The sequence below is a fragment of the Nitratidesulfovibrio liaohensis genome (assembly GCF_011682075.1).
Classification (GTDB): domain Bacteria; phylum Desulfobacterota; class Desulfovibrionia; order Desulfovibrionales; family Desulfovibrionaceae; genus Cupidesulfovibrio; species Cupidesulfovibrio liaohensis.
Genome location: NZ_VSMK01000060.1, coordinates 1 through 7,950, shown reverse-complemented (window position 1 = coordinate 7,950; position 7,950 = coordinate 1). Strand labels below are relative to the sequence as shown.

The following is a 7,950-nucleotide window of genomic DNA, read 5'->3' as shown; positions in this document are numbered from 1 at the left end:
GGTCGGCGCGGCCACGGGGCCACGGCAAAAGGAGGTCGGCCCCGCTCCGGCAAGGCGGGTGCCGTGCGCCCCGCGCGGACCCGCCGATGCGGGCCGGACAACTCCGGTCTTTCCCGGAGGGCGTTCGGCCTACTTAAACGAGTGTTTAATAAAGTCAATAGCCCGTCAACACATTGTAATAAAAGCGCATCGAAGCGTTCATCCGCTCCGCTGCCCCCAGGCCGCCGCTTGTGCCCGTTCGCCACATGCTCCGCCGGGCGCGTCCAGAGCCCGCCGTGCGCAGGCAACGTCTGCGGGCGCCCCGCGTGCCGCCCACACCAACGGATGCAACCCGTTCCGACTGGCCCCGCCCCGCAGCAACGGCACCATGGGTCCGCCCCCTGAAACTTCCGCCACCCCCACGCCGCGCCTCAGTGCGCCCGCCAGACCGTTCGTTTCGCCCCTTGCCGCACACGGCTCGATTTCGGAGCAGGCAATGGCTCAACGCCCCGGCCCCGGCGGCGTGGCGCCCACCCCGAAGCGTCCCCTCGTCCGGGATACCACTCCATGCTTGTGCAAATAAAAGCAATACTCGCATATGAGACACGAGCTAATTCCTACCTGCCAATTGGACTGTGCGACCAACCACCTGTAGTATCTTACAATTCCCTTGACGTTTCCGTGTTGCCGGGACATAGAATCCGTGCGGGAATCCAAGGGCCCATGCCTGTAGGGGCATGCAATCCGTGAGCGGCGACGTCCACCCGGAGGCGGCGCGGCTCTCCTTTGTCCTTTGTTACGAGGTGCGTATGCTGGACACCCTTGTCTTTGGAAGCGTCGTGTTTCCACTCTTAGCTGCCCTGGCGGTCTATTTCGTCAGGGGCGACGCCGCGCGCAACATCATCGTCCCGGTATCGGTGGCGATAACCGCCGCGGCGGCGGTGGGACTGGCGAGCCTCGGCTCGTTCTCCTACTCGCCCCAAGCCATTCTTGGCATCAGCCTCAACGGCCTGATCACCGTTCTTGATTTCGCCCTGCTCGGGTTCATCTTCCTTATCGCGCTGCGCATGAGCAACCTGCTCATCATGGGCCTGACGGCCCTGCAGGTGCTGGGCATGGTCTATCTGGACTTCTTCCTGATGGACCACGGCACGCAGGTCACCGGCTTCTACGCCGACAGCCTGTCGCTGACCATGGTGCTGATCATTTCCATCGTGGGGGGCCTGATCTGTTTTTACGGTCTTGGCTACATGAAGGAGCACGAGGAGCACCTGCACCTCGCCAAGAGCCGCCAACCGCGGTTCTTCTTTTTCATGCTGCTCTTCCTGGGCGCCATGAACGGCCTGGTGCTGGCCAACAACCTGTCGTGGATGTACTTCTTCTGGGAAGTGACCACCCTGTGCTCGTTCATGCTCATCGGGCATGACGGCACGGACGAGGCCAAGACCAACGCCACCCGCGCCCTGTGGATGAACATGGCGGGCGGCGTCGCCTTCGTGGCGGCGCTCATGTTCCTGCAGAAGAGCACCGGCACCCTTTCGGTGCAGGACATCCTGGCCAAGTCGGCAGCCCCCGGCATGAAGACGGCGGCGCTGCTGCTGCCCATGGCCTTCCTGTGCTTCGCGGGCTTCACCAAGGCCGCGCAGGTGCCCTTCCAGAGCTGGCTGTGCGGCGCCATGGTGGCGCCCACCCCGGTTTCCGCGCTGCTGCACTCGTCCACCATGGTCAAGGCGGGCGTGTACCTGGTCATCCGCATGGCTCCGGCCTACCAGGGCACCATGCTCTCCGCCGCCGTGGCCATCTTCGGCGCGTTCACCTTCATCGCCGCATCCGCCCTGGCAGTGGGCCAGAGCAACGGCAAGAAGGTGCTGGCCTACTCCACCATCGCCAACCTGGGCCTGATCATCGCCTGCGCGGGCATCAACACCTCGGCCGCCATCGCCGCCGCCGTGATGCTGATCATCTTCCACGCCATCTCCAAGGCCCTCCTGTTCCTGTGCGTGGGCGCCATCGAGCAGAAGATCGGCTCGCGCGACATCGAAGCCATGCGCGGCCTGTTCAAGGTGATGCCCCGCACCGCGGTGATCACCGTCATCGGCATCGTCACCATGATGCTGCCGCCCTTCGGCATGCTGCTGGCCAAGTGGATGGCCCTTGAATCCGCCGCCACCGCCACCGCCGCCATGCCCCCGCTGGTGATCATGCTGGCCCTCGGCAGCGCCCTGACGGTGCTGTTCTGGGCTCGCTGGGCCGGCGTGATGCTGGGTTCCACCGTGCCGGGCGAAAACCCGCCCGCCGAACGCCAGCCCTTCTCGGTGCGCCTGCCGCTGCTGCTGCTGGCCGGTGGCGCCGTGGGCCTGTCGCTGCTTTCGCCCTTCGTCTACAGCATGCTGGTGGCCCCTGCCACGGCGCTGTACGCCAAGGCGACCGCCTACACCGTCACCATGGGCGTGTTCGAGAACAACGCCGGCGTGTTCGCGGTGTACCCGCTGTTCCTGCTGCTGGGCGTGGGCTTCGTGTATGCCCTGCGCGCCGCCAAGAAGGTCGGCCCCGAAGCGGCCAGCCTGCCCTACATGGGCGGCTCGCAGCGGGTGGAGAACGGCAAGATCGGCTTCAACGGCCCCATGAACGGGTTCGTGGAAACCGCCGCCGGCAACTACTACATGGAATCCCTGTTCGGTGAATCCAAACTCTCGAAGTCCATCAACGTGATCGCCATCGTGCTGCTTGCGGTCATGCTCGGGGGGGTGCTGTAATGCTGACGTTCATCGCCGCTCTCATCGGGCTTGCCCTCACCCCGGTGGTCGGGGGCCTTCTGGCCGGGGTTGACCGCCGCGTCACCGCCCGCCTCCAGTCCCGTTTCGGGCCGCCCATCCTCCAGCCGTTCTACGACGTGCTGAAGCTGCTGGGCAAAGCGCCCATGGTGGTCAACTCGTGGCAGGTCATGTCGGCATACATCTACGTGCTGTCCTCTGCCCTGGCCGTGCTGCTGTTCTTCATGCAGGGCGACCTGCTGCTGCTCTTCTTCGTCATGACCATCGGCGCGGTGTTCCAGGTGGTGGGTGCGCTGTCCGTGCCGTCCCCCTACGCCCAGGTGGGCGCCCAGCGCGAACTGCTGCAGATGCTGGCCTACGAGCCGCTGATCATCGTGGTGTTCGTGGGCATTTCCATGGCCACCGGCAGCTTCAAAATCGCCGACGTGTACGCCATGGAAAAGCCGCTGCTGCTCAGCATGCCCTTCCTGTTCATTGCGCTGGGCTACGCGCTGACCATCAAGCTGCGCAAGTCGCCCTTCGACATCTCGGCCTGCCATCACGCCCACCAGGAACTGGTGCGCGGCGTGCTGACCGAATACTCCGGCCCGCACCTGGCGCTGCTGGAAATCGGCCACTGGTTCGACGTGGTGCTCATCCTGGGCCTGTGCTCGCTGTTCTGGCACACCAGCATCGTGGGCATGGTCGCCCTGCTGGTGGTGACCTACGCGGCGGAAATCCTGATCGACAACATCTGCGCGCGCATGACCTGGCCGTGGATGCTCAAGAACGTACTGGGCGTGGGTCTTGTGCTGTCGGTGTTCAACCTGCTCTGGCTCTACGTCAGCTAAGGGGAGGAGGCGATAATGGGTCTGCTTGAAAACTGGATCAATAAAGGCCGTCTGAAGTCCCCGTGGGTCGTCCATTTCGACTGCGGGTCGTGCAACGGCTGCGATATCGAGGTGCTGGCCTGCCTTACCCCCGTCTTCGACGTGGAGCGTTTCGGCATCATCAACGTGGGCAACCCCAAGCATGCCGACGTGCTGCTGGTTACCGGCACGGTGAACCACCGCAACAAGAAAGTGCTGAAGAACATCTACGACCAGATGCCCGACCCCAAGGCCGTCATCGCCATTGGCGCGTGCGGCACCTCGGGCGGGGTGTTCCGCGAGTGCTACAACGTGGTGGGCGGCGTTGACCAGGTCATCCCGGTCGACGTGTACGTACCCGGCTGCCCGGCCAAGCCCGACGCCATCATCGACGGCGTCGTCACCGCCCTTGACGTGGTGAAGGCCAAGCTTGGCCTTGGCGAAATGCCCAAGGTGACCGTCATCGACTAGGCCGCACGGCGGGGTGCCCCGCCGATGTCCGCGCCGTTTCGCCGCATGTTCGCGGACGAAACGGGCGCGAACCCTCAAGCGCCGGAAGGACCGGCGAGCCCCCAACGGGGCAACGAGGACAGCAATGCCCACGCACAGCGAAATACTGAACGCAACACCCATCGCCGCGGATGCCGTGGTCGCGCAGGCCAGGAGCATGTTCGACCAGGGTTACCGTCTGGTCACCATGTCCGTGGTGGACCTGGGCGACGGCAATGTGGATATCTTCTACCACTACGACCTGAACAACGAGATGACCCACTTCCGGCTGACCCACCCCAAGGACAAGCCGGTTCCCAGCATCTCGCCCGTCTACTTCGCCGCGCTGCTGGTCGAGAATGAATCGCGCGACCACTTCAACCTGCAGTTCGACGGTCTGGTGCTGGACTTCAACCGCACCCTGTACCTGGACGAGGAAATCACCTCGACCATCTCGGCGCCGTTCTGCAAGATCTCCACCATCCAGAAAAAGGATTAAGAGGTAGGTCTCATGTCCCGCACCATCATTCCTTTCGGTCCGCAGCATCCGGTTCTGCCGGAACCCCTGCACCTGAAACTGGTCGTCGAGGATGAAACCATCGTCGAAGCCATTCCCGCCCTGGGGTATGTGCATCGCGGCCTCGAAACCCTCGCCAGCATTCGCGACTACAACCAGATGGTCTACATCGTGGAGCGGGTGTGCGGCATCTGTTCGTGCATCCACGCCATGTGCTACTGCCAGGGCCTTGAAACCATGATGAACGTGGAAGTGCCGAGCCGCGCCAAGTACCTGCGGGTGATCTGGTCGGAACTGCACCGTATCCACAGCCACCTTCTGTGGCTGGGCCTGTTCGCCGACGGTTTCGGCTTCGAAAGCCTGTTCATGCAGTTCTGGAAGATCCGTGAACGCGTCATGGACATCAACGAAGCCACGGCGGGCAACCGCGTGGTCATCTCCGTCAACGTGGTGGGCGGCGTGCGCCGCGACCTGGACAAGACCCAGCAGCGCTGGATCCTGGACGAGCTGGACAAGCTGGAGAAGGAACTGCGCCAGCTGATGAAGACCATGCTCGACGACTACACCGTGAAGAAGCGCACCGTGGGCGTTGGCGTGCTGACGGCCGAACAGGCCATTCAGCTCGGCGCGGTCGGCCCCACCCTGCGCGGCAGCGGCGTTGCCCAGGACGCCCGCCAGCTTGGCTATGCGGCCTTCGACGAACTGGACTTCGAGCCCGTCACCTCGCCCGAGGGCGACAGCTGGGCCCGTTCCAAGGTCCGGTTCATGGAAACGCTGCAATCCATGGATATCGTGCGTCAGGCCATTTCGCGCCTGCCCGATACGGAACTGGCCGCCAAGGTTCCCGGCAAGCCCACCGGCGAGGTGGTCTGCCGTGTTGAACAGCCGCGCGGCGAGTTGCTGTACTATCTGAAGGGCAATGGCTCGAAGAACATGGAGCGGGTACGCATCCGCACCCCCACCTTCGCCAACATCCCGCCGCTTCTGGCCATGCTGCCCGGCGCGCAGCTTGCCGACGTGCCCATCGCGGCCCTGACCATCGACCCGTGCATCAGCTGCACCGAGCGGTAAGCAAGGAGACCTGACCATGTACATGCTCAGCAACGTGCTGCGGAACATCATGGGGAAATACTCCACCCGGCTCTACCCGTTCGAAACGCGGCCGGCGTACGAGGGTTTCCGCGGCAAACTCGTAAACAACATCCACGACTGCATCTTCTGCAAGAGCTGCCAGATCAAGTGCCCTTCGCAGTGCATCACCGTGGATCCCAAGGAAGGCAAGTGGGACTGCGATCCCTTTGCCTGCGTGTACTGCTCGGTGTGCGTCGATGCGTGCCCCACGCACTGCCTGTCGATGGAAAACCAGCACCGCAAGCCCGCGCCCAGCAAGTTCGTGGTGAGCCTGCAGGGCACGCCCAGAAAATCCAAGAAGGCCGACAAGAGCGCCGAAAAGCCTGCCGAGGCCGCCGCTCCCGAAGCCTAGCCGAATACCCCGCGCGTCCGGCACGGCGAATGCCGGTCGCGCGGCTGCCTTGAGAGCTGACCGGGAAGCGGGGAAAACGACCCGGAACAGAAGGGGCGCGGTGAAAACCGCGCCCCGCTCTGTTTCGGAATATGGAGAGATCAAGAAGGGGTGCGGACAAACCGCGCCCCGCTCTGTTCCGAAATACGGATGAATCAGGAAGGGGCGCTGCGAAAACCGCGCCCCGCTCTGTTTTGGCAACATGAAACACGGCAAGGGGCGCGGTGCATACCGCGCCCCTTGTTTCGTCTCTTGCCGTGGCCTGCGCCCTTGCGGCGCGGGCTACCCTGCTTCGCTGCCGTCCGCCTTTTGCCGCAGGGCCTTGCCGTCGTGCCACGCCCTGCCCACCACGTCGCCCATGGCCCAGTAGCGGTTGTCCGGCATGGTCAGCAGCATGGGCCGCAACAGCTTGGGGTCGGGAACGCCGTCACCGTCCAGGCAGTCCTCGGCACACCAGGCCCCGACGATCTCGCCGATGAAAAAGGTGTTGCTGGGCAATTCCACGGCGGTGTGAACCCGGCACTCGATGCCCAGCGGGCATTCCCGGATCAGCGGTGCCGCGTCCAGATGCCCGTGAAACACCTCGAACAGGCCGGACTTGTCCACGCGGGCACCGGAGGCCAGGCCCGTGTAGTCGGTCACCGCCGTCATGTCCACGGTGGGAAAGTTCACGCTGAACTGCCCGCTGGCGGCGATGGCCCCGTGGCTGAAATTGCGCCGGTTGATGGCCACGCCCAGCATGGGCGGCTGGTAGTTGACCCGGGTCAGCCACGCCACCGCCATGAAGTTGGGCCTGCCGTCGGCCATGCAGCCCACGATGGTCTGGGCCATGGGCACCACGAAGGCCTGGGGGGCGATGTCCACGCGTCCTGCGATGGCCTTGGGAATGGTCGACATGTTGTCCTCCTCCCCGTCAGGGGACACGGAAGTGGGGATGCGGCAATGCAGGCGGGACCGTGACGCCACGGCCCCGTCGGATATTGTTCCCGCTACTTCACAAGCCGCCACAGTCGCACGTCGGCGGGGCCTTCGAATATCTCGGCCGCAGCAGTGCGAAAGGCCAGCAGCTCTGGCGTGGCCAGGTGCGCGTCCAGGGTTGCCTTTGAGGTCCACTGCTCGATGAAGGTGAAATTGCGCGGCGCGTCCAGTTGCTGCTGCGCCTCGTAGCGCAGCATGCCCTCGTGCCGTTGCGTGGCCGCCACGATGCCTGCGATAAGTTCCGCCGCGCGGGCTTCGCTGCCGGGGCGGGCGGTGAGCATGGCGGTGACCGCCACGGGGGAATCGGGTTGCGACATGATGCGTGCTCCTTGCGCTGCGTTGGAAAAGGTCCCCGCCGCCATGGCTTCAGCGTGGGGACGAGAGGCACAGTTTCCCCCGATGGGCCACTTTCGGCAAGTACGCACCAGAAAGATACTGACACCCCCCCCGGAACCCATCACGAAATTTGTACCATGCGTGGCCCACCCTTGTAAGCGACTGCTTACACGACTAGAATGGGCCGGCAGGTGCATTCTTTGCCCATATCATGGTAGAAAATGGCCAGAACCAAGCTTTCGTCCGAGCGCGGTTGGCGTTTCCGCCCCGCCCCTCTGGCACACAGTATGGCACCAGCCCAAACAACGAGGCCACCGTGTCCGAAACATCCCTGGCCCCCCCGTCGCAGCCCGGCGCGGGCACGCCGCCCAGCCTTCGCGACCTGTTCCTGACCTTCATGCGGCTGGGCGCCACGGCCTTCGGCGGCCCCGCCATGCTGCCCGTGGTGCGTGCCCAGGTGGTGGAGCGCAAGGGCTGGATGGACGAGGCCGCGTTCCGCTCCGGCGT

9 protein-coding genes are annotated in these 7,950 nt (G+C 64.4%); 7 read left to right on the top strand and 2 right to left on the bottom strand.

Translation table 11 applies throughout. The features are described 5' to 3' along the window. The first annotated feature begins 788 nt into the window (after window positions 1-788). The 6 genes from FVW27_RS02765 (at window position 789) to FVW27_RS02740 (ending at window position 6,090) form a co-directional block, all read left to right on the top strand. Window positions 789-2,735, top strand: coding sequence for an NADH-quinone oxidoreductase subunit 5 family protein (locus FVW27_RS02765; RefSeq protein WP_167122550.1), 1,947 nt, complete (start codon window positions 789-791; stop codon window positions 2,733-2,735). Continuing rightward, the gene (locus FVW27_RS02760; protein ID WP_012612648.1) at window positions 2,735-3,583 is read left to right on the top strand and encodes a respiratory chain complex I subunit 1 family protein; all 849 of its coding nucleotides are present in this window, start codon (window positions 2,735-2,737) and stop codon (window positions 3,581-3,583) included. Before FVW27_RS02765 ends, FVW27_RS02760 begins: the two co-directional genes overlap by 1 nt. Before the next feature lie 15 nt (window positions 3,584-3,598). Next, entirely contained in the window at window positions 3,599-4,072 is a 474-nt protein-coding gene (locus tag FVW27_RS02755; protein WP_007524163.1) for an NADH-quinone oxidoreductase subunit B family protein, read from the top strand. 124 nt (window positions 4,073-4,196) lie between these two features. Beyond that, window positions 4,197-4,589: an NADH-quinone oxidoreductase subunit C gene (locus FVW27_RS02750; protein WP_167122548.1), complete on the top strand. Its 393-nt coding sequence runs from the start codon at window positions 4,197-4,199 to the stop codon at window positions 4,587-4,589. Window positions 4,590-4,601: 12 nt separating this feature from the next. After that, window positions 4,602-5,678, top strand: coding sequence for a hydrogenase large subunit (locus tag FVW27_RS02745; RefSeq protein ID WP_167122546.1), 1,077 nt, complete (start codon window positions 4,602-4,604; stop codon window positions 5,676-5,678). 16 nt (window positions 5,679-5,694) lie between these two features. After that, window positions 5,695-6,090: a 4Fe-4S dicluster domain-containing protein gene (locus FVW27_RS02740; RefSeq protein WP_012612651.1), complete on the top strand. Its 396-nt coding sequence runs from the start codon at window positions 5,695-5,697 to the stop codon at window positions 6,088-6,090. A gap of 321 nt (window positions 6,091-6,411) precedes the next feature. On the opposite strand, the gene FVW27_RS02735 is transcribed toward FVW27_RS02740, so the two are convergent. Next, the gene (locus FVW27_RS02735; RefSeq protein WP_167122544.1) at window positions 6,412-7,026 is read right to left on the bottom strand and encodes a flavin reductase family protein; all 615 of its coding nucleotides are present in this window, start codon (window positions 7,024-7,026) and stop codon (window positions 6,412-6,414) included. A 92-nt stretch (window positions 7,027-7,118) separates the two neighbouring features. Continuing rightward, the gene (locus tag FVW27_RS02730; RefSeq protein WP_167122542.1) at window positions 7,119-7,424 is read right to left on the bottom strand and encodes a putative quinol monooxygenase; all 306 of its coding nucleotides are present in this window, start codon (window positions 7,422-7,424) and stop codon (window positions 7,119-7,121) included. A gap of 335 nt (window positions 7,425-7,759) precedes the next feature. On the opposite strand from FVW27_RS02730, the gene FVW27_RS02725 reads away from it, so the two are divergent. Next, on the top strand, window positions 7,760-7,950 hold a 191-nt coding region (locus FVW27_RS02725), incomplete at its 3' end, for a chromate transporter (protein WP_167122540.1).

Coding starts and splice junctions, on each gene's coding strand:
- FVW27_RS02765 (WP_167122550.1), top strand. CDS start 789: ATGCTGGACACCCTTGTCTTTGGAAGCGTCGTGTTTCCACTCTTAGCT.
- FVW27_RS02760 (WP_012612648.1), top strand. CDS start 2,735: ATGCTGACGTTCATCGCCGCTCTCATCGGGCTTGCCCTCACCCCGGTG.
- FVW27_RS02755 (WP_007524163.1), top strand. CDS start 3,599: ATGGGTCTGCTTGAAAACTGGATCAATAAAGGCCGTCTGAAGTCCCCG.
- FVW27_RS02750 (WP_167122548.1), top strand. CDS start 4,197: ATGCCCACGCACAGCGAAATACTGAACGCAACACCCATCGCCGCGGAT.
- FVW27_RS02745 (WP_167122546.1), top strand. CDS start 4,602: ATGTCCCGCACCATCATTCCTTTCGGTCCGCAGCATCCGGTTCTGCCG.
- FVW27_RS02740 (WP_012612651.1), top strand. CDS start 5,695: ATGTACATGCTCAGCAACGTGCTGCGGAACATCATGGGGAAATACTCC.
- FVW27_RS02735 (WP_167122544.1), bottom strand. CDS start 7,026: ATGTCGACCATTCCCAAGGCCATCGCAGGACGCGTGGACATCGCCCCC.
- FVW27_RS02730 (WP_167122542.1), bottom strand. CDS start 7,424: ATGTCGCAACCCGATTCCCCCGTGGCGGTCACCGCCATGCTCACCGCC.